The organism is Bacillus sp. FSL P2-0099 (genome assembly GCF_038007445.1).
GTDB classification, from domain to species: Bacteria; Bacillota; Bacilli; order Bacillales; family Bacillaceae_G; genus Bacillus_A; species Bacillus_A mycoides.
Genome location: NZ_JBBOXE010000001.1, coordinates 4887357 through 4905437, shown reverse-complemented (window position 1 = coordinate 4905437; position 18081 = coordinate 4887357). Strand labels below are relative to the sequence as shown.

General features: G+C 35.8%; 25 protein-coding genes and 1 riboswitch. Of the genes, 24 read left to right on the top strand and 1 reads right to left on the bottom strand.

From position 1 onward, the window contains the following. Positions 1 to 205: 205 nt before the first annotated feature. The 7 genes from MKY90_RS25610 to MKY90_RS25580 all read left to right on the top strand — a co-directional run bounded on the left by MKY90_RS25610 (position 206) and on the right by MKY90_RS25580 (position 6340). Positions 206 to 1990: an acyl-CoA dehydrogenase family protein gene (locus MKY90_RS25610; RefSeq protein WP_088293166.1), complete on the top strand. Its 1785-nt coding sequence runs from the start codon at positions 206 to 208 to the stop codon at positions 1988 to 1990. Positions 1991 to 2131: 141 nt separating this feature from the next. Next, a complete protein-coding gene (locus MKY90_RS25605; RefSeq protein WP_063218094.1) occupies positions 2132 to 2854 on the top strand; it encodes an MBL fold metallo-hydrolase in 723 nt (240 codons plus the stop codon). 3 nt (positions 2855 to 2857) lie between these two features. Continuing rightward, positions 2858 to 3415, top strand: a complete 558-nt coding sequence (locus MKY90_RS25600) for a TetR/AcrR family transcriptional regulator (RefSeq protein WP_063218095.1) — start codon at positions 2858 to 2860, stop codon at positions 3413 to 3415. Between the two features lie 244 nt (positions 3416 to 3659). After that, positions 3660 to 3845 (top strand): hypothetical protein, encoded by a 186-nt coding sequence (locus MKY90_RS25595; RefSeq protein ID WP_001180550.1) that lies wholly within the window; start codon positions 3660 to 3662, stop codon positions 3843 to 3845. Positions 3846 to 3858: 13 nt separating this feature from the next. Continuing rightward, positions 3859 to 4107 (top strand): spore coat protein, encoded by a 249-nt coding sequence (locus tag MKY90_RS25590; protein WP_002034620.1) that lies wholly within the window; start codon positions 3859 to 3861, stop codon positions 4105 to 4107. 246 nt (positions 4108 to 4353) lie between these two features. Then, the gene (locus MKY90_RS25585; RefSeq protein WP_002034621.1) at positions 4354 to 5304 is read left to right on the top strand and encodes an L-lactate dehydrogenase; all 951 of its coding nucleotides are present in this window, start codon (positions 4354 to 4356) and stop codon (positions 5302 to 5304) included. 22 nt (positions 5305 to 5326) lie between these two features. Further along, complete coding sequence (locus MKY90_RS25580; RefSeq protein WP_002089394.1) at positions 5327 to 6340, top strand: PTS transporter subunit IIC; 1014 nt, start codon at positions 5327 to 5329, stop codon at positions 6338 to 6340. Positions 6341 to 6394: 54 nt separating this feature from the next. On the opposite strand, the gene MKY90_RS25575 is transcribed toward MKY90_RS25580, so the two are convergent. Then, positions 6395 to 7042, bottom strand: a complete 648-nt coding sequence (locus MKY90_RS25575; protein ID WP_002034622.1) for a phosphatase PAP2 family protein — start codon at positions 7040 to 7042, stop codon at positions 6395 to 6397. Positions 7043 to 7186: 144 nt separating this feature from the next. Between MKY90_RS25575 and MKY90_RS25570 the strand changes: the two genes are divergently transcribed. The 17 genes from MKY90_RS25570 to metQ (MKY90_RS25490) all read left to right on the top strand — a co-directional run bounded on the left by MKY90_RS25570 (position 7187) and on the right by metQ (MKY90_RS25490) (position 17933). Beyond that, positions 7187 to 7714 (top strand): hypothetical protein, encoded by a 528-nt coding sequence (locus MKY90_RS25570; protein WP_012261939.1) that lies wholly within the window; start codon positions 7187 to 7189, stop codon positions 7712 to 7714. A 55-nt stretch (positions 7715 to 7769) separates the two neighbouring features. After that, positions 7770 to 7922 carry a hypothetical protein gene (locus tag MKY90_RS25565; RefSeq protein WP_002034624.1) on the top strand — a complete coding sequence of 51 codons (153 nt, stop codon included), beginning with the start codon at positions 7770 to 7772 and terminating at the stop codon, positions 7920 to 7922. Between the two features lie 350 nt (positions 7923 to 8272). After that, positions 8273 to 9091, top strand: coding sequence for a WXG100 family type VII secretion target (locus tag MKY90_RS25560; protein ID WP_341092870.1), 819 nt, complete (start codon positions 8273 to 8275; stop codon positions 9089 to 9091). Positions 9092 to 9106: 15 nt separating this feature from the next. Continuing rightward, positions 9107 to 9298 carry a hypothetical protein gene (locus MKY90_RS25555; protein ID WP_064476278.1) on the top strand — a complete coding sequence of 64 codons (192 nt, stop codon included), beginning with the start codon at positions 9107 to 9109 and terminating at the stop codon, positions 9296 to 9298. 14 nt (positions 9299 to 9312) lie between these two features. After that, on the top strand, positions 9313 to 9576 hold the full coding sequence (locus MKY90_RS25550) for a DUF4176 domain-containing protein (protein ID WP_002143636.1): 264 nt from the start codon (positions 9313 to 9315) through the stop codon (positions 9574 to 9576). Positions 9577 to 9692: 116 nt separating this feature from the next. Then, positions 9693 to 10082, top strand: coding sequence for a hypothetical protein (locus MKY90_RS25545; protein ID WP_341092866.1), 390 nt, complete (start codon positions 9693 to 9695; stop codon positions 10080 to 10082). A 620-nt stretch (positions 10083 to 10702) separates the two neighbouring features. Next, positions 10703 to 10945, top strand: coding sequence for a DUF3937 family protein (locus MKY90_RS25540; protein ID WP_002143630.1), 243 nt, complete (start codon positions 10703 to 10705; stop codon positions 10943 to 10945). Positions 10946 to 11552: 607 nt separating this feature from the next. Further along, positions 11553 to 11918 carry an arsenate reductase family protein gene (locus MKY90_RS25535; protein ID WP_002129756.1) on the top strand — a complete coding sequence of 122 codons (366 nt, stop codon included), beginning with the start codon at positions 11553 to 11555 and terminating at the stop codon, positions 11916 to 11918. A 41-nt stretch (positions 11919 to 11959) separates the two neighbouring features. Then, positions 11960 to 12343: a glycine cleavage system protein GcvH gene (gene gcvH / locus MKY90_RS25530; protein ID WP_000026895.1), complete on the top strand. Its 384-nt coding sequence runs from the start codon at positions 11960 to 11962 to the stop codon at positions 12341 to 12343. Positions 12344 to 12446: 103 nt separating this feature from the next. After that, positions 12447 to 12776, top strand: coding sequence for a hypothetical protein (locus MKY90_RS25525; protein WP_341092865.1), 330 nt, complete (start codon positions 12447 to 12449; stop codon positions 12774 to 12776). 65 nt (positions 12777 to 12841) lie between these two features. After that, positions 12842 to 13186 (top strand): toprim domain-containing protein, encoded by a 345-nt coding sequence (locus MKY90_RS25520; RefSeq protein WP_000640865.1) that lies wholly within the window; start codon positions 12842 to 12844, stop codon positions 13184 to 13186. Between the two features lie 3 nt (positions 13187 to 13189). Further along, a complete protein-coding gene (locus MKY90_RS25515) occupies positions 13190 to 13498 on the top strand; it encodes a thioredoxin family protein (RefSeq protein WP_081257354.1) in 309 nt (102 codons plus the stop codon). A 152-nt stretch (positions 13499 to 13650) separates the two neighbouring features. Beyond that, positions 13651 to 13995 (top strand): hypothetical protein, encoded by a 345-nt coding sequence (locus tag MKY90_RS25510; protein WP_002015939.1) that lies wholly within the window; start codon positions 13651 to 13653, stop codon positions 13993 to 13995. 125 nt (positions 13996 to 14120) lie between these two features. After that, positions 14121 to 14228: riboswitch (SAM riboswitch) on the top strand. 308 nt (positions 14229 to 14536) lie between these two features. Then, complete coding sequence (locus MKY90_RS25505) at positions 14537 to 15562, top strand: methionine ABC transporter ATP-binding protein (RefSeq protein WP_002015938.1); 1026 nt, start codon at positions 14537 to 14539, stop codon at positions 15560 to 15562. After that, the gene (locus MKY90_RS25500) at positions 15555 to 16220 is read left to right on the top strand and encodes a methionine ABC transporter permease (protein WP_002129754.1); all 666 of its coding nucleotides are present in this window, start codon (positions 15555 to 15557) and stop codon (positions 16218 to 16220) included. Before MKY90_RS25505 ends, MKY90_RS25500 begins: the two co-directional genes overlap by 8 nt. 22 nt (positions 16221 to 16242) lie before the next feature. Further along, positions 16243 to 17055, top strand: coding sequence for a methionine ABC transporter substrate-binding lipoprotein MetQ (gene metQ, locus MKY90_RS25495; RefSeq protein WP_098168810.1), 813 nt, complete (start codon positions 16243 to 16245; stop codon positions 17053 to 17055). Between the two features lie 71 nt (positions 17056 to 17126). Continuing rightward, positions 17127 to 17933 carry a methionine ABC transporter substrate-binding lipoprotein MetQ gene (metQ, locus tag MKY90_RS25490; protein WP_098168809.1) on the top strand — a complete coding sequence of 269 codons (807 nt, stop codon included), beginning with the start codon at positions 17127 to 17129 and terminating at the stop codon, positions 17931 to 17933. Positions 17934 to 18081 lie beyond the last annotated feature (148 nt).

Here is an 18081-nt window from a genome sequence, read left to right as displayed (position 1 = left end):
TTTTGCCTCACAGGAAGGGATGAAACGACCGACTGTTTTAGTCGCTGGAACTGGATTATAAAAAAAGCGCAGGCGGCTCGCTCAGAACAAGAGGACGCTAAAGCAAAGAATGGAAGCAACAAAGGTTTATAAAAAATAAAATTGAGAGCCAGCTTCTTTCAAAATGAGAGAAGCGGCTTATGAAAATATGAAGGAGGAAATTTTCATGGAAAAAACAGTAGGAAATGCGGTTAAAGGCGGTAGCTTTTTAGTAGAGGAAATTACAATTGATCAAGTGTTTACGCCAGAAGATTTTTCATCTGAGCATAAAATGATTGCAAAAACGACAGAGGACTTTATCGTAAATGAAGTTCTTCCGGAGCTTGAATATTTAGAGCAACACGAGTTTGATCGTTCTGTTCGTCTTTTAAAAGAAGCTGGGGAACTTGGTTTATTAGGCGCTGACGTACCAGAAGAGTACGGCGGAATTGGTCTTGATAAAGTAAGCTCAGCGTTAATCGCAGAGAAATTCTCGCGCGCTGGTGGTTTTGCAATTACTCACGGTGCTCACGTAGGTATCGGATCATTACCAATCGTATTATTCGGTAACGAAGAGCAAAAGAAAAAGTATTTACCATTACTTGCAACTGGTGAAAAATTAGCGGCATACGCATTAACTGAGCCAGGTTCAGGATCTGACGCATTAGGTGCAAAAACAACGGCACGTTTAAATGCAGAAGGTACACATTACGTATTAAATGGTGAAAAGCAATGGATTACAAACTCTGCATTCGCTGACGTATTTATCGTATACGCAAAAATTGATGGAGAGCACTTCTCAGCATTTATCGTAGAGAAAGAATATGCTGGTGTATCTACAAGCCCAGAAGAAAAGAAAATGGGTATTAAATGTTCTTCAACTCGTACGTTAATTTTAGAAGATGCATTAGTACCGAAAGAAAACTTACTTGGTGAAATCGGTAAGGGTCATATTATCGCGTTCAACATTTTAAATATCGGCCGTTATAAATTAGGTGTTGGTACAGTTGGATCTGCGAAACGTGCAGTAGAAATTTCAGCACAATATGCAAATCAACGTCAACAGTTCAAACAACCAATCGCTCGCTTCCCATTAATTCAAGAGAAACTTGCGAATATGGCAGCGAAAACATATGCAGCTGAAAGCTCTGTATACCGTACAGTAGGTTTATTCGAAAGCCGCATGAGCACATTATCTGAAGAGGAAGTAAAGGACGGTAAAGCAGTAGCAGCTTCTATCGCTGAATATGCAATCGAGTGCTCTTTAAATAAAGTATTCGGTTCTGAAGTACTAGATTATACAGTAGATGAAGGTGTTCAAATTCACGGTGGTTACGGATTTATGGCAGAGTACGAGATTGAAAGAATGTACCGCGATTCTCGTATTAACCGTATTTTCGAAGGCACGAACGAAATTAACCGCCTAATCGTACCAGGTACGTTCTTACGTAAAGCGATGAAAGGTGAATTACCACTTCTTCAAAAAGCACAAAAATTACAAGAAGAGTTAATGATGATGATGCCAGAAGAAGTAGGCGATGAGCCATTAGCACTTCAAAAATATTTAGTAACTAACGCGAAGAAAATCGGCTTAATGGTAGCTGGATTAGCAGCTCAAAAATACGGTAAAGCATTAGATAAAGAGCAAGAAATTCTTGTGAATATCGCTGACATCGTAAGCAATCTTTACGCAATGGAATCAGCTCTTCTTCGTACAGAAAAAGCAATTAAAACAACTGGTCTTGAAAAGAATAAACAAAAAGTGTTATACACTGAAGTATTCTGCCAAGAAGCATTCAACGAAATCGAAGCAGATGCGAAAGAAACACTTATCGCAGTTGAAAACGGCGACATGCTGCGCATGATGTTATCATCATTACGTAAATTAACTCGCCACACACCACTTAATGTAATTCCGAAGAAACGTGAAATTGCTGCAAAAATTTTAGAAGATGAGCGTTACACAGTTTAATAGCTGTAAAGAAAAGTAGTCGTATAAACGGCTACTTTTCTTTTTTTTTTTGTAAAAATGAAATTTTTAGTGACATAAAACTAATACCATTAGTATAATGAAACTAATGGTATTAGTTTTCGTGAAAAGGGAGATGGAAATATGAGAATGATGCATGAAAAAACGGTATATCAATTGTCATTTTTGCCAAGAGTGTTTCCTGTGAATTGTTACTTTGTGGAGGAAGAAGATGGTTTAACTTTAATTGATGCGGCTTTGCCATATAGCGCAAAAGGTATTTTACAGGCGGCTGAGAAAATAGGGAAACCCATTACTAAGATTGTATTAACACATGCGCATGATGATCACATCGGTGCATTAGACGCGTTAAAGGAAGTACTTCCTAATGTTCCAGTCTATATTTCTAAGCGGGACGCAAAGCTGTTAGAAGGAGATACGACGTTACAAAAGGATGAACCGAATATACCGATAAAAGGCGGTGTACCTAAAAAGGTAAAAACGGTACCTGATGTTTTATTGGAAGATGGCGACCGAGTTGGATCGCTTCTTGCGATTATGACACCGGGACATACGCCAGGATCCATGTCGCTTCTTGATGTACGAAATAAAGCTCTTATTGTCGGGGATGCCTTCCAAACAAGAGGGGGTATGGCTGTTTCGGGGCAAATGAAATTTTGGTTTCCGTTTCCTGCAATGGCAACGTGGAGCAAAGAAATATCATTACAAAGTGCAGAGAAGCTAAGCGAATATGAGCCTTCCTTACTTGCGGCAGGACATGGGAAAATGATAAAGGATCCAGGCACTGTCATAAAACTTGCTATTAAGGAAGCTAAGCGGAATATAGAAAGTAGGAAAGAGGGATAATTTATGTCACCGAGAATCGGACTTACATTACAGAAAATTGTAGAAACAGCGGCAGAAATTGCAGATACAAATGGAATACAAGAAGTAACGTTAGCTTCATTAGCGCAAACATTAGGGGTACGTTCACCCTCGCTATATAATCATGTGAACGGTTTACAAGATGTACGGAAAAATCTCGGTATGTACGGAATAAAACAGCTGCATAACAGACTGGAAGAAGCGGCTGAGGGTAAACGTATGGATGAAGCAGTTCATGCTTTAGGAGAAGCGTACGTAGCATTCGTCCGCAAACATCCTGGACTGTATGAAGCAACCTTTTTACGAGATGAAGAAGTAAGAAAAGCAGGTGACGGAATTGTAAAGCTTTGTCTTCATGTTTTACAACAATACGGCTTAGAAGGAGAGAATGCACTTCATGCGACACGTGGATTCAGAAGTATTTGTCATGGATTTGCGTCGATTGAACAGCAGGGTGGATTTGGTTTGCCGCTAGATTTAGATACGAGTTTACATTTATTATTAGAAACCTTTATTAAAGGATTGCATGTAATGAAAGAGTGAATAAGAAGCGAGACAACATGAATTTGTTGCTGATCATGCTTTTTGTATAGTAGGCTTCGGTTTGCTGGAGGCAAAATTACAAGTGGTAGTTGTGTTCTTAATTCTTTCGTTAATTATAGGTGTTGCAGCTTGAGTATGAATAAGAGAAAACCTTAGAAGCGATTCTAAGGTTTTTTTAGTGCATATAATCCTAAAAGAAATAAATACTAAATCGTGAATGAACAAAGAAAGGTAGGAGTATTTTATGCAAAACTTAACAGAGCTTGAAGTAGAAAATTTACGTCATTTAATTGGTGGACATGCGACGATTATTAACAAATTGGACCAGTATGCACAGGCTTGTACAGATCCACAGCTAAAGCAAATGCTACAAAAGGATGCGCAAGATGCACGAAATACGAAACAGCAGTTAATGACTTTTTTAGGATAGGGGGAAAAGAGAAATGAATGAAAAAGATATGGTAAATGATTATTTAGCAGGGTTAAATTCAAGTTTAACAAGTTATGCAAATTATATTTCTCAGTCTGATAATGAACAGTTACATCAAACGTTAATTCAAATTCGTAATCAAGATGAATCCCGTCAACGTAATATGTATGAATACGCAAAGCAAAAAAGTTATTATAAGCCGGCAGCACCTGCTAATCCAATGATTGTGCAGCAATTAAAAAGTCAATTAAGTGCGGAATAGTGTGATGAATGAAACGAGCGAATGGATTCGCTCGTTTTTTTGTTTGGTATATGTCAATAAATACATAAAAAATATTTTTCCGGTTGTAACAAATATGACGAAAATGGAATATAACAATTCACAAAAAGGACAAAAGTTTGCTCAATATTTCACAAAGTATCCATGGTTTCTATCGTGAGAACCTCTATAATTAGGGGTGTAAAGAACGAAAGAAATAGACTACATGATCAATTAGGAGAGATTGCTATGAATAGAAACACAAGAAAAATTGCAATTATCGGTACTGGATTAGTTGGATCAAGCTGTGCGTATTCCATTGTAAACCAAGGGATTTGCGAAGAGCTATTGTTAATTGATATAAATCATGAACGTGCAGTTGGAGAAGCGATGGATTTATCGCACTGCATTAACTTTACAAATACAAGAACAAAAGTATATGCAGGAAGTTATGAAGACTGCAAAGATATGGACATTGTCATTATTACAGCAGGACCAGCGCCGAAGCCTGGACAAAGTCGTTTAGACACTTTAGGAGCCAGCGCTAAGATTATGGAGGGTGTTGTTGGCGGCGTAATGGAAAGTGGATTTGATGGCATTTTCTTACTCGCATCGAACCCAGTTGACATTATTACATATCAAGTGTGGAAGCTATCTGGATTACCTAGAAATCGTGTGATTGGTACAGGTACATCACTAGATTCTTCTCGCTTAAGAACAATTTTATCTGAAATGTTACATGTAGATCCTCGTAGTATTCATGGGTATTCATTAGGAGAACATGGTGATTCTCAAATGGTTGCTTGGTCTCACGTAACTGTCGGTGGAAAACCGATTTTACAAATTTTAGAAGAGAAAAAAGACCAATTTGGTGAAATAGATTTAGATGAAATTGTTGAGAAGACTGCAAAAGCTGGATGGGAAATTTATAAGCGCAAAGGAACTACTTATTACGGAATCGGAAATTCTTTAGCTTATATTGCTCGCTCAATTTTCAATGATGATCACCGTGTTATCGCTGTTTCAGCCATTTTAGATGGTGAATATGGCGAATACGATATTTGTACAGGAGTACCAGCAATTATTACTAGAGACGGTGTAAGAGAAGTGGTAGAACTAAACTTATCAGAAGATGAAGAAAGTCGCTTTGCAAAATCAAACGATGTTTTACGCGATTATATGAAAACAATTGGTTACTAAATTATAGGAGAAGGTGAAACAAATGAAGGAATATATAATGTCTCGTGTGTTTAAAGCTTCAGCCGGAATCGCACAGGGTATTTTCGTATCCCTTGGAATTGGTTTACTGATCGAAAATATAGGAAGAATTGTTGATATCCCATTACTTATTACAATCGGAGTTGTTGCAAAATCACTTATGGCACCAGCAATTGGAGCCGGGATTGCCTTTATGCTCGGTGCAAACGGACTCGTAATTTTCTCAGCAATGGTAGCTGGAGCAATTGGAGCAGGTTCCATTTCAATTACTGAAGCTGGTCTCATCATTAAAACAGGTGAACCAATCGGTGCATTATTAACAGCGACTTTAGCAGTTTATATTGGTAAACGATTAAGTGGAAAAACTGCTTTAGATATGATGCTCGTTCCATTTGCAGCAATATTAGGTTCTGGTTTAGTCGGTATTTGGTTAGCTCAAAATATTAGCCCAGTTTTAAATACAGTTGGAGCATTCATTAAAGATAGTTCAGCTGGTAGCCCGTTTATCGCTTCTATCGTGATTGCTGTAGTTTGGGGATTGTTACTTATCTCTCCAGCTTCATCAGCAGCATTAGCAATAGCACTTAGTTTAGACGGTGTTGCAGGCGGTGCAGCACTTGCAGGATGTGTTGCTCAATTTATCGGATTCTCTGTTATTTCAGCGAAAGAAAATAACTTAGGTGGCATATTAGCCCAGGCACTTTGTACTCCAAAAGTACAGTTGCCGAACATTACTAAAAATCCAATGATTCTCGTCCCAACTGTCGTCGCCAGTGCTATAGTGGGCCCAGTATCAGCATTAATTTTCCAACTGGAAGCAGGAAAAGAAATTGCAGGTCTTGGATTAAGCTCTCTTATCGCACCAATTAATTTAATTTCCAGCCAAGGGTGGGAAGTTGTCCCAGCGATGGTAATCACTTATATCATCATTCCAGTAGCTGTTTCTTATATACTGTACATTGCTCTTAAAAAAGCAGGTCGTATTCATTCTGGTGACATGACTGTACCACAATCTTAATTTGAAAATCTCCTTAATATAGAGAAAAGCAGACTGAAGCCACAGTCTGCTTTTTTACATTTTATGATTTTGTTTTACTGGAACACGTACTGTTTCTTTTGCTAATAATAGCTGAACACCAAAGTATAGTACGCTTGCAAGCGTCATTCCAGAAATGGCGTCTACAAATGCATGCTGCTTCGTAAATAATGTTGATAAAATAATAAGCGTACCGAAGAAAGTAAGGATGTAATATTCCAAAGTATGCTGTTCTCTACGCTTAAAGGCAGCTAACATAATTACAAATGTCGTAAGGACATGAATGCTTGGGAAACAGTTTACTGGTTGATCAATACTATAAATATAGCGGACTAGTTCGGAAAATACATCTGTTCCAACGACGGTTGGGCGTGGTACAGTTGTCTGCCAAAAAAAGTAAATCGAAAAACAAGCAAGTTTTCCAAGAATTACACTACTTAAAGTGACATAATATTGCTTTCGATCAGCAAAACAGTAATAAATAAGTGCACCGTATAAGTATGGAAACCAAAGTAAGTAAGGAATAATAAATGCTTTCACAAATGGGATCCAATCATCTACTACAGTTGTGACATCTACTGCGTGAACAGTAGATTTATTTAATACGTCGTAAAGGGGACTTACGAGTACGAGTAGAAGTATATAACTTAACGGAAGAAGAGATGAAAGTTTAAATTTCTTCATGATAATCTCCTATGTTTTAGTAATGTAAATAAATTCAATTGATTATAATATAGAAAATCCAATTGGGCTATCGATTTTACTTACATTTTCTTGAATTCACCTTACATTTTTGTCACTTGACTTAAAAGAGGGGGAGGGTGCTATATGAAGCGTTCATTTTATTTCTTAGTTTTTATATTGTTATGCCTAGTGAGTACTGGGTGTGCAAAGGATAAAGAAGGAGAGAAATTAGAATACAACGGGAGAGCACTCGTAATTGGAGTTGTTGGTGAAAAGCCGAAAGATACGTTTAGAAATATAAAGTTTGAAAATGTGAAGTTAGAGGAATTGGAAAAGAAATCTAAGGAAGTGGATGGTTTTCTAATAATGAAAGATCACTTTCAAGAAGCCTCAACAGAGCAGTATAAAGATGTATTTTCATCGCTAAAGAAACCAGTGTTTTTTATTGGTTTACAAGATAAATCATATTCAACTTTTATTACAAAAGGGATAGAGTATAACAGTGCACGAAAAGATGTAAATGCTATGTATACGCAAGGTTTTGCAAATATCGGAAGTGGTGAAGGACAACAATGGGCAGTTGGTTTATCGAATGGTGGAAATACAGAAGAAAGTATTCATAATATGTATATCGTAGTATTTCAAACAATTGCAGATTATTTGAATAGATGATGAAGGAGCCTGTAAACGAGGCTTCTTATTTTTTTATGTAGAAGCATATAACAATGTGATTGAGAAGCTCACGCAAGCTTTACAACGTATGCCAGATGCATTCGCGGCTGTAATGATACCGATTTATAATTTTATATCAGCTATTGCAGATTTAATTATAAAATTTAATAAAGCGCATCGAGTATTAGCTCGTTTTATCAAGGGATGATAATGTTAGTTCCACATCTCCCCCCTTGCGATTGGTATTGGTTTGTGGGCAAGTATGCAAGCAGCTTTAGCTTTATTATGGTAGGTAGAGCCAGGAACGAGGATTCTCCTTTATTTTGCATGCAGAAATCGGTTATATAGTGGTTCAAATGGTTCCATTGTTTATAAAATTGCTAAAGATATATAGATTACTTTTTTATTTGGAGGAATTCCCTAACTATCATGGAATACAATCATCAAAAATTCTAAATAATATAATTTTTACCTTGATTTTTTTGGGAAAAACAGTAATTATATGAATGTGTAATTCTAATGTTAAATTAGGAACCATAGAAATAAGGGGGGGTATAAATGGGAGAGATCAAGGTTACTCCAGAGGAATTAAGAAATAGGGCAAAAAATTTTAAATACGCTAGTGCTGAAGCAACTGATCGTCATAATAGGATTCTTTCAGAATTGTTGAATCTTCAAATGAGATGGATAGGAGCTTCGAGTTTATCTTTTTATAATGATTTGCCTACTTTAACCAAAGCTTATGAATCTTTTAATAGTCATTTGAAAAATATTGAAGAAGAATTAGTGCGTATTGCCCTTAAGTTTGAAACAACGGATAATAATGGAGTTAATATGACTAGTGGTGCTACTGGATTAAGTACTGCCGGATTAAGTGCTGGATTAGGGATTAATAATAAAGTTAATTTACAATCAATAACTGATTTGTTAAGTACCAAGTCTAAAGAAGGCTATTTATATAATGAAAGAAGTGGCCCGTTATATGCTAAAGCTATAGGTGGTGAATTGAAAGCTGGAGCAATTATTGGAGGCAGTGCCTCATATAACACTGTAAAAGTAGGTATTGAAGGTTCAGTAAATATTGATGGAAGAGATTTAAAAGGAGAAGCAAGTTTAAGCATGGCAAACGCGGAAGTTGCTGCTAAAATAGATAAAAATGGCTTTGAACTTGGGGCGGAGGCCTCTTTAGCAAAATATGAAGCGGGGATAGATATACCTATACCATTTACAGATCATGATTTACATCTTGGTGGTTCAGCCTCACTTGGACAAGCCGGTGGTTCACTAAAGGTAAGTTCAAGTGGATTTAAAGTGAATTTCCCTTGGGGACCTGGAGCTAGTCCTGTGGGTACAGGTGTTGAAGTAGAGATAAAGTAAAAAGGAGTATCTTTTATGACTTTAGAAAGTTTGAAAAAAATTTTAACAATTCTTTTTGTTATTTGTTTTTTTGGTACTATTATTCTTACAATGTTTGATACTACATATAATTTAAAAGAAAAAATAATCTTTTCATTGATATATTTAATTACAGTTCCTATTAGTTTTTTAATTTTATATAAAATAGGTAAATTTTTCATTAAATAAAGAGGTGAATTAAAATGGAGAAGGTAGAGAAAGACACATTACTTCCGATTGGTTCAGTTGTGAAATTTAAAACATGGGAACAGCCATTAATGATATATGGTAGAAAACAAGAAGATTCAAAAACTAAGAAAACTTGGGATTATGTAGCTTGTTATTATCCTATCGGAAATATTTCAACCGAATATAATATGTTTTTTAATCATGAACATATATCAGAGGTGATTTTTACTGGATATGTAAATGAAGATGAAATGAAGTTGCGTGAAGATTTAAAATAGCATTATTGATTTTACAACTATAATAATTATAATATATTCACTAGGGTATATTATAGTTATTATAGTTTTTTTGAATGTAAATAGGAGGATATTTATTGTGAGGATAAGGGGGAATGATGTTGAAAACTATTAAAAATACATTATTATTTATTCTATGTTTGGTAGTTCTTAGTGGTTGTTTTACAAGAGAGGGAACGATTGTTGGTGGTAAGGTTCATGGAGGTTCAAATAGTATAGATGGAAAGTATAAAAGTTTCACAGGTTTTGCCACTCAAGATATAGATGTAAAAAAAGGTGAAAGCTGGATATTTTCCTTTGATGATAAAACTAAGCAAGGAACCATAAAGGCTTATGTTTTAGATTCAAATGATAATACAATACTGGAAGTTAATAGTGGAAACAGTAAAAATAATATTAAAGTGTCTAAAGATGATACATATAAAGTTAAAATTATAACAGAAGAACATGGTGGAGAATTTGAAATATCATGGAAAAAAGAAAAGTAGTTAAGTTAATGAGTATCGGGCTATTATTATGTTCTTAGGATTCGGATATCTTCCAAAGAGATGGGGAAAAAGGAAAGTTTCAGAAAAGTTTCTGCAAGCAAAATTTGCTGATGAAGGAAAAGGGATTTTGATTATTACTTATGCTATAGATTTATATGTAATATCTATTCCTTTAAAAGTAAAGAAATATAATTCACTTTAATTTCTATTGAATATAGAAGTGATTATGCTATGAAAGTCATGTTTATGCATGGCTTTTTCTTTGCAGTAATTTCTTACCTGTCGGTTCTATCGCATCCGTTGTAGCGTTATGTGGCGGGATATTCATTATGGGTGGTAGCCAGGAAAAGGGATTTCCCCTTATTTTAAGGACTGGGATTGGCTATATAGTGGTTCAAATGATTCCGTTATTTATGCGATTAATTGTCGGGATTGCTAAAGCTATTTTGTCCTACACTTGTAGGGCTTTTTTATTAACAGTAATTCCTCAATATTCACGAAATATGCAAATGTGCATATTGTATTTATTTGGATTTTATTCATGTTAAAATTACATATAAAGATTTTTATATGTAATGAACTGAAAGCAGAAATATCCAATGAATTTTGAGAGGTGTTACATGTTTAAAAATAAGAAATTGATTCAATTTGGTCTAACATTACTTGTATGTTTATGTGTAATTGATTTTACAATCAGTTATTTTCAAGCGTATCTTGAATCAGCCGCAGGTATTAAATGGGTAATATCAGAAACTTGGAGAACTATTTTGTTAGATGCCCCTGAAAGTATATTGGTTATTTTAGGCGCAGTTGCTTTATATGATTTCACAAAAGAAACATTGCCAAAAGACGCATCACTTTAAATGCGTCTTTTTTTATTTCATTCAATTAGCAATTTCATGGATAGTAGTCTTGGTGTAAAAGCGGAATAAGAAGCCCTAATTAGGGCTTTTTTCATTGCAGTAATTTCTTCAACATCATGGAATACTCTCACTATTACGGCCAAAATCGTTAGTTCCTTTTATCTGTACGCCTTTGTCATTTAAAGTGTTTCCGGGTTCTGTGATTATAGGCTGAAATGGTTAAATAAACGTTTGTTTAAGATGTATGTTCGGTAGGAAGAAACCGATGCAACTCAAAGGTTAACAAAGAAAAGTAGGAAATTAATCAAACGTTTGTTTAAGATGTATGTTCGGTAAGAAGAAACCGATACAGCTCAAGGGCTAACAAAGAAAAATAGGTAGTTAATCAAACGTTTGTTTAAGATATATGTTCGGCGTGGGATGAGAAAAAAATTTTAAAAAATTATATATTTATTTTTTCTTAATAAATGGCGGAAAAATAAGAAAAATTAGCAGGATTATTAAAAATTATCACGAAATAAGTAAAAGTTTAGCGAATAATCGTTTGAAATAATAAAATGTTTTCTATATGATAAAGGTAAAGGTTAGTAAAAAAGTAGGTGAATTTATGACAGTAACATTTTATTCATATCCAAAATGTGGCACATGTCAAAAAGCAAAGAAATGGTTTGAGGCAAACGATGTAGCATATGAGATGATTCATATTGTTGAAAATCCACCGTCAAAAGAAGATTTACGTAATTTACATGAGAAAAGTGAATTACCATTAAAAAAATTCTTTAATACAAGTGGAATGCGTTACCGCGAACTTGGTTTAAAAGATAAGTTAAAGGATGCAAGCGAAGACGAAATGTATGAGCTTTTAGCATCTGATGGCATGTTAATTAAACGTCCAATTGTAACAGATGGAACGAGTGTAACACTTGGTTTTAACGAAGAGCAGTTTGAAAGTGTGTGGAAAAAGTACCAATAAGGTATTTTTACATAATTAATACATTCACTGGAGGTACAGTCATGAGCATTCCAAATAATTTACGTTACTCTGAAGAACACGAATGGGTAAAAACAGAAGGTAATGCGGTTGTTATCGGTATTACTCATTTTGCGCAAGGTGAGTTAGGCGATATCGTATTCGTTGAACTTCCTGAAGTAGGTGCAACAATCCAAGCTGACGAGCCATTCGGAAGCGTAGAATCTGTTAAAACAGTTTCTGAATTATACGCACCTGTAAGTGGTAAAGTTGTAGCAGTAAACGAAGAATTAAGTGACCAACCAGAACTAGTTAACGAATCTCCATACGAGGGTGCATGGATGGTTAAAGTTGAACTTTCTGATGCAAGCCAAGTTGAGAAGTTATTAACTGCAGAAAAATATGCAGAAATGACAAACCAAGACTAATTATAGTCGAAGAAAAAGGACAGCCTTTGTGCTGTCCTTTTTTATGTTGTGTACATAATGAATTTAAAAACATATATATTAATTATTATGTAGGAGAACGTTTTTGAAAAACTTTTTTCATGGAGGCTTCATGCTGATCGAGCGGCTTGCACTTTTCTTTGTGATCCAGCTCCAGCGGCTAGATTGTTCGGTGGCTTCGCTTCTTCCTACAAGGCAAAAAGCGCCTTTACGTCAGAAGCTCCATCCCCCTCACAATCTGAGCGAGCCGCTTGCACTTTTCTTTGTGATCCAGCTCCAGCGGCTAGAACAGTCGGTCATTTCACTCCTTCACTTGAGGCAAAGAGCGCCGCTAGTTCAGGGGTGCGGGTGCCCTCCTGTTCTGAACGAGCCGCTTCCGCTTTTCTTTTGCAAAAATAAACAGGAAACAACATGAAAATAACGAATATACTATATACTAAGTTAAAGGTTGTATAGTATATGGTGATCGGGTGATGACATATGATTTATGTGGAAAAAGTCATTATTGTAGAAGGTAAATCGGATAGAAGAAAGATTGAATCTATTATTCGTGAACCAGTGGAAATTGTTTGTACAAATGGTACAATTGGTTTGTCGAAAATGGATGAGCTCATTGATCAATTTTTTGATAAGGACGTATATGTGCTAGTGGATGCTGATGATGCAGGAGAAAAGTTAAGGAAACAATTCCGAAAAGAATTTCCGCAAGCAGAGCATATTTATATTGATCGCTCGTATCGCGAGGTGGCGACTGCACCTTCTTCACATTTAGCAAATGTATTATGGGGAGCAGACATTGACGTTTATACAGAATATTTACGGTAAGGAATGATAGAAGTGATTGATTGGACAGGTGCCGAAGCTACAGCCCTAATAGGAAATGAAGAAAAAACAGTGTTATATGTGTATACACCAATGTGTGGAACATGCCAATTGGCAAAGAAGATGTTAACGGTCGTTGAGATGACGATTGAAGATTTGAAAATTGGAATGTTAGATTTAAATTATGCCCCGCATTTAGCGAAAGAGTATGGGATAGAAAGTGTACCGTGTTTACTTGTTTTTGAAAATGGGACACTGATGAAGAAAATATATGCATTTCATTCGGTTGAATATTTATATACGGAATTAAAGTAGGCGGCAAAGTTTTTGCCGCCTCGACATATTTCTTGGGAAATATGTCGACATGCGTGATAGATACAGTATTTGTCGAGCGAAAATAACAGGATTGCCCTTTAATAAGAGGGAATGGTATGTAATAGAAAGTGATATGAGGGATGTGGTTTAGGATGAAATTATATTCTTTGCTTCAATCATTTGTAAATTACGCTAATGGTCAATATCATTTAGAACCGCTTTTAAGGCAAGGAGAAAGAACTGTTAATTTTCGTTTTGGAGATGAATGCTGTTCGTTACAAATTTCAAGAGATTATATAGAACTTTTGAAAGAGGCGAGAGGAACGGAACAAATCGTTTGTTTAGAGGAAGAGGATGTACAAAAATTAGTGACTGGAAATATGAGGTTGCAAAAGTTAATGAGTGATGGACGGGTACAATATTCTGGAACGTATCGAACGATGTTATTAGTTGAATCGATGTTTCATATATGTAAACCGATGTCAGTCGGAGCTTAAAATTCTGAAGTTTCTTTTTTTGCGAAAATTTCTGTTGACAGAGCGTGTGGATATTGATACAATTCAATTCATAAAATATAGACAATTTCATAAATTTTAAATCAGACGAAAATTTAATCTGATTTCTCTTATTAAGAGAGGTGGAGGGACTGTGCCCTGTGAAGCCCGGCAACCGTCAACTTATGTTGAAATGGTGCCAATTCCTGCAAAGCAAATGCTTTGAGAGATGAGAGAGAGGGATAATGTTGTTATATACGCATATAAACCTTTCTGCTTCTCTAGAAGCGGAAAGGTTTTTTGTTGTTTGAATGCGGAGGACATTCAAATAATAAGAGGAGCTATAACGATGGACTACACGCATGAAAAATAAAAAAATGCGGAGTCTATCCAAAGTTTTATGAAATCTAGCTCCAGCGGCTAGAACAGTCGGTCGTTTCATCCCTTCCTATGAGGCAAAAAGCGCCTCTACGTCTGGGATTCCAACGCCCTCTTGTTCTAAGCGAGCCGCTTGCGCTTTTTAAACAAAAAAGGGGTGAACATCATGATTTTATTAGAAAATGTAAAGAAAATATATAAGGCAAAAAGCGGTGATGTCACTGCTGTAGATAACGCCAACTTAAAAGTAGATAAGGGTGAAATATTTGGTGTTATTGGATATAGTGGCGCTGGGAAAAGTTCGTTAATCAGATTGTTTAATCAGTTAGAGAAACCAACTTCTGGCCAAATTACAATTGCGAATCGTGTGATTTCAGCGATTACTGGAAATGAACTTCGTAAGGCAAGACAAGAAATCGGAATGATTTTTCAGCATTTCAACTTACTTTGGTCACGAACTGTGCGTGAAAATATCGCATTCCCACTTGAAATTGCAGGTGTCGATAAGGCGGAGAGAAGAAAACGTGTCGATGAGTTAATTCATCTTGTTGGATTAGAAGGAAGAGGAGACGCGTACCCATCTCAGCTAAGTGGTGGACAAAAGCAGCGCGTCGGGATTGCAAGAGCGTTAGCAAATAATCCACAAGTACTTTTATGTGATGAAGCAACGTCAGCTCTTGATCCGGAAACGACAGATCAAATTTTAGATTTATTGTTAGATATTAATAAGCGTCTCGGCTTAACAATTGTATTGATTACGCATGAGATGCACGTTATTCGCAAAATTTGTAATCGAGTTGCTGTAATGGAGAAAGGGAAGATCGTAGAAACGGGTCCAGTACTTGACGTATTCCGTAATCCACAGCAAGACATTACAAAACGATTTGTACAGCAGTTAACTGATTCTGAAGATACAAATGAAACGATTGAAAGTTTAATAGAAAAGTATCCAGATGGAAAAGTAATTCGTTTGCAGTTTGTCGGTGAAGCGGTAGAAAGACCGGTACTTCAAAGGTTAATGCAGCGCGGTGATATAGAAGTTAGCATTTTGCAAGGAAATATCGCGCAAACGAATAACGGATCTTACGGAAGTTTAGTCGTTCATTTAAATGGTGAAGAAACAGCGATCCAGCAAGCAATAGAAGGGATTCATCAAGATCAAGTAGAGCTGGAGGTGATTGCACATGGATAAGTTAATCGCAAATATTGATTGGAATCAAATGTTAGAAGCAACTGGTGAAACGTTATATATGACGGCAATCGCAGCGCTTGCCACATTTGTTTTAGGACTTATTTTAGGACTATTACTCTTTATGACAGCGAAAGATAATTTATGGGAAAATAAAGCGATTAATACGGTGATTGGAGCGTTCGTAAACATTTTCCGTTCTATACCGTTCATCATTTTAATTATTTTATTAATCCCGTTCACAAAGATTCTTCTTGGAACAATACTCGGAGCAAGTGCAGCGCTGCCAGCTTTAATTATTGGAGCGGCACCATTTTACGCGAGAATGGTTGAAATCGCGCTTCGTGAGATTGATAAAGGTGTAATTGAAGCTTCAAAAGCGATGGGAGCAAAAACAAGCACAATTATTTTGAAGGTGTTAATTCCAGAATCGTTACCAGCGTTAGTATCTGGTATTACGGTTACGACTATTGCTTTAGTAGGCTATACAGCAATGGCAGGTGTTGTTGGTGCTGGTGGTCTTGGAACACTTGCTTACTTAGAGGGATTCCAGCGTGGAAATAACGATGTAACAATCGTTGCGACAATTTGTGTATTACTCGTTGTATTTTTAATTCAGTGGATTGGTGATAGTTTAACGACTCGAATAGATAAAAGATAATGAAAACAGGGGGATATTTCAAATGAAAAAATTATTACTTACAGCACTTATTTCAACTTCAATTTTTGGGTTAGCTGCTTGTGGCGGGAAAGATAAAGATGAAAAGAAACTTGTTGTTGGTGCTTCTAACGTACCGCACGCTGAAATTTTAGAAAAGGCAAAACCGTTACTTGAGAAAAAAGGAATTGATTTAGAAATTAAAAAATTCCAAGACTACGTATTACCAAATAAATCGTTAGCGGATAAGGAATTAGATGCAAACTACTTCCAGCACATTCCGTATTTAGAAAAAGAAATTAAAGATAAGAAATATGATTTTGAAATAGCAGGAAAAATTCATTTAGAACCGATTGGTGTGTATTCTCAAAAATATAAGAGCTTAAAAGAACTTCCAAACGGGGCGACAATTATTATGAGTAATTCTATTACTGATCATGGTCGTGGTTTAGCAATTTTACAAAAAGAAGGCATTTTAAAAATTAAAGATGGAGTAGAGCCAGTTAAAGCAACTCCAAAAGATATTGCAGATAATCCGAAAAACTTAAAATTCAAAACAGATATCGAGCCGGGTCTATTGCCACAAGTGTATAACAATAAAGAAGGCGATGCGGTTCTAATTAATTCTAACTATGCAATTGATGCGAAATTAAACCCAGAAAAAGACGCGATTGCAATTGAAGGAAATGATTCTCCATACGCAAACGTAGTAGCTGTTCGTAAAGGCGATAAAGATAAAAAAGAGATTAAAGCTCTTATAGAAGTACTGCATTCTAAAGAAATTGAAGACTTTATTACTAAAGAATATAAAGGGGCAGTTGTTCCTGTAAAAGAATAATTGCGGAAAAAGGGCTGGTGTATGCCGGTCCTTTTTTTACTACATAACTATAGGGGAGAAGGGGACATCATATGAAAAAGATTCTATTGTCAGTTGTTACAGCACTGTCTGTATTTACATTAGCTGCCTGCGGGGGGAAAGAGGAGAATAAGCTTGTTGTTGGAGCTTCTAACGTACCGCACGCTGTTATTTTAGAGAAAGCACAACCGATATTAGAGAAAAAAGGTATTAAATTAGAGATTAAAAAATTCCAGGATTATGTTCTGCCGAATAAAGCGTTAGCGGATAAAGAAATTGATGCGAACTATTTCCAGCACATTCCTTACTTAGATAAAGAAATTCAAGAAAAGGGATATAAAATTGTAAACGCAGGAAAAATTCATTTAGAGCCAATGGGCATTTATTCTAAGAAATATAAAAGTTTAAAAGAACTTCCAGATGGCGGAACAGTTATTATGAGTAATAACGTAGCTGAGCGTGGCCGTATGTTAGCGCTATTGCAAAAAGGTGGTGTTATTAAGCTTAAAGATGGGGTAGATATTGTTAAGGCAACAGTGAAAGATGTTGTGGAAAATCCAAAGAACTTGAAGTTTAAAACAGATGTAGAACCTGGACTTTCACCGAAGCTTTACGAAAATAATGAAGGTGATGCTTTATTTATTAATTCAAACTACGCAATTGATGCGAAATTAAATCCAACAAAGGATGCAATTGCAATTGAAGGATCAGACTCTCCTTATGCAAATATTATCGCAATTCGTAAAGGTGACGAGAAGAAAAAAGAAATTAAAGAGTTAGTAGATGTATTGCATTCAAAAGAAATTCAAGACTTTATCAATAAAGAATATAAAGGTGCTGTACTTCCAGTAAATGAATAAGTGCAGGAAAGGATTGGGAAATTTCCAGTCCTTTTTTCTTTATATATATAAGAAGAAAAGTGTATCATATAAGTATGCAAGGGAAATACTTATATACATTTGTGAAAAAATTGTTACTTTTTTTCGTCGTTTGCGATATCATTTTATT

What these genes read in the sequence shown, in the direction of transcription:
- MKY90_RS25555 (WP_064476278.1), top strand. Translation starts at nt 9,107, where the DNA reads ATGACTTTAGAAAGTTTGAAAAAAATTTTAACAATTCTTTTTGTTATT.
- MKY90_RS25600 (WP_063218095.1), top strand. Translation starts at nt 2,858, where the DNA reads ATGTCACCGAGAATCGGACTTACATTACAGAAAATTGTAGAAACAGCG.
- MKY90_RS25575 (WP_002034622.1), bottom strand. Translation starts at nt 7,042, where the DNA reads ATGAAGAAATTTAAACTTTCATCTCTTCTTCCGTTAAGTTATATACTT.
- MKY90_RS25550 (WP_002143636.1), top strand. Translation starts at nt 9,313, where the DNA reads ATGGAGAAGGTAGAGAAAGACACATTACTTCCGATTGGTTCAGTTGTG.
- MKY90_RS25510 (WP_002015939.1), top strand. Translation starts at nt 13,651, where the DNA reads ATGAAATTATATTCTTTGCTTCAATCATTTGTAAATTACGCTAATGGT.
- MKY90_RS25610 (WP_088293166.1), top strand. Translation starts at nt 206, where the DNA reads ATGGAAAAAACAGTAGGAAATGCGGTTAAAGGCGGTAGCTTTTTAGTA.
- MKY90_RS25535 (WP_002129756.1), top strand. Translation starts at nt 11,553, where the DNA reads ATGACAGTAACATTTTATTCATATCCAAAATGTGGCACATGTCAAAAA.
- MKY90_RS25505 (WP_002015938.1), top strand. Translation starts at nt 14,537, where the DNA reads ATGATTTTATTAGAAAATGTAAAGAAAATATATAAGGCAAAAAGCGGT.
- MKY90_RS25540 (WP_002143630.1), top strand. Translation starts at nt 10,703, where the DNA reads ATGTTTAAAAATAAGAAATTGATTCAATTTGGTCTAACATTACTTGTA.
- MKY90_RS25595 (WP_001180550.1), top strand. Translation starts at nt 3,660, where the DNA reads ATGCAAAACTTAACAGAGCTTGAAGTAGAAAATTTACGTCATTTAATT.
- MKY90_RS25560 (WP_341092870.1), top strand. Translation starts at nt 8,273, where the DNA reads ATGGGAGAGATCAAGGTTACTCCAGAGGAATTAAGAAATAGGGCAAAA.
- gcvH (WP_000026895.1), top strand. Translation starts at nt 11,960, where the DNA reads ATGAGCATTCCAAATAATTTACGTTACTCTGAAGAACACGAATGGGTA.
- MKY90_RS25570 (WP_012261939.1), top strand. Translation starts at nt 7,187, where the DNA reads ATGAAGCGTTCATTTTATTTCTTAGTTTTTATATTGTTATGCCTAGTG.
- metQ (WP_098168810.1), top strand. Translation starts at nt 16,243, where the DNA reads ATGAAAAAATTATTACTTACAGCACTTATTTCAACTTCAATTTTTGGG.
- MKY90_RS25500 (WP_002129754.1), top strand. Translation starts at nt 15,555, where the DNA reads ATGGATAAGTTAATCGCAAATATTGATTGGAATCAAATGTTAGAAGCA.
- MKY90_RS25605 (WP_063218094.1), top strand. Translation starts at nt 2,132, where the DNA reads ATGAGAATGATGCATGAAAAAACGGTATATCAATTGTCATTTTTGCCA.
- MKY90_RS25590 (WP_002034620.1), top strand. Translation starts at nt 3,859, where the DNA reads ATGAATGAAAAAGATATGGTAAATGATTATTTAGCAGGGTTAAATTCA.
- MKY90_RS25515 (WP_081257354.1), top strand. Translation starts at nt 13,190, where the DNA reads ATGATAGAAGTGATTGATTGGACAGGTGCCGAAGCTACAGCCCTAATA.
- MKY90_RS25520 (WP_000640865.1), top strand. Translation starts at nt 12,842, where the DNA reads ATGATTTATGTGGAAAAAGTCATTATTGTAGAAGGTAAATCGGATAGA.
- metQ (WP_098168809.1), top strand. Translation starts at nt 17,127, where the DNA reads ATGAAAAAGATTCTATTGTCAGTTGTTACAGCACTGTCTGTATTTACA.
- MKY90_RS25545 (WP_341092866.1), top strand. Translation starts at nt 9,693, where the DNA reads ATGTTGAAAACTATTAAAAATACATTATTATTTATTCTATGTTTGGTA.
- MKY90_RS25585 (WP_002034621.1), top strand. Translation starts at nt 4,354, where the DNA reads ATGAATAGAAACACAAGAAAAATTGCAATTATCGGTACTGGATTAGTT.
- MKY90_RS25580 (WP_002089394.1), top strand. Translation starts at nt 5,327, where the DNA reads ATGAAGGAATATATAATGTCTCGTGTGTTTAAAGCTTCAGCCGGAATC.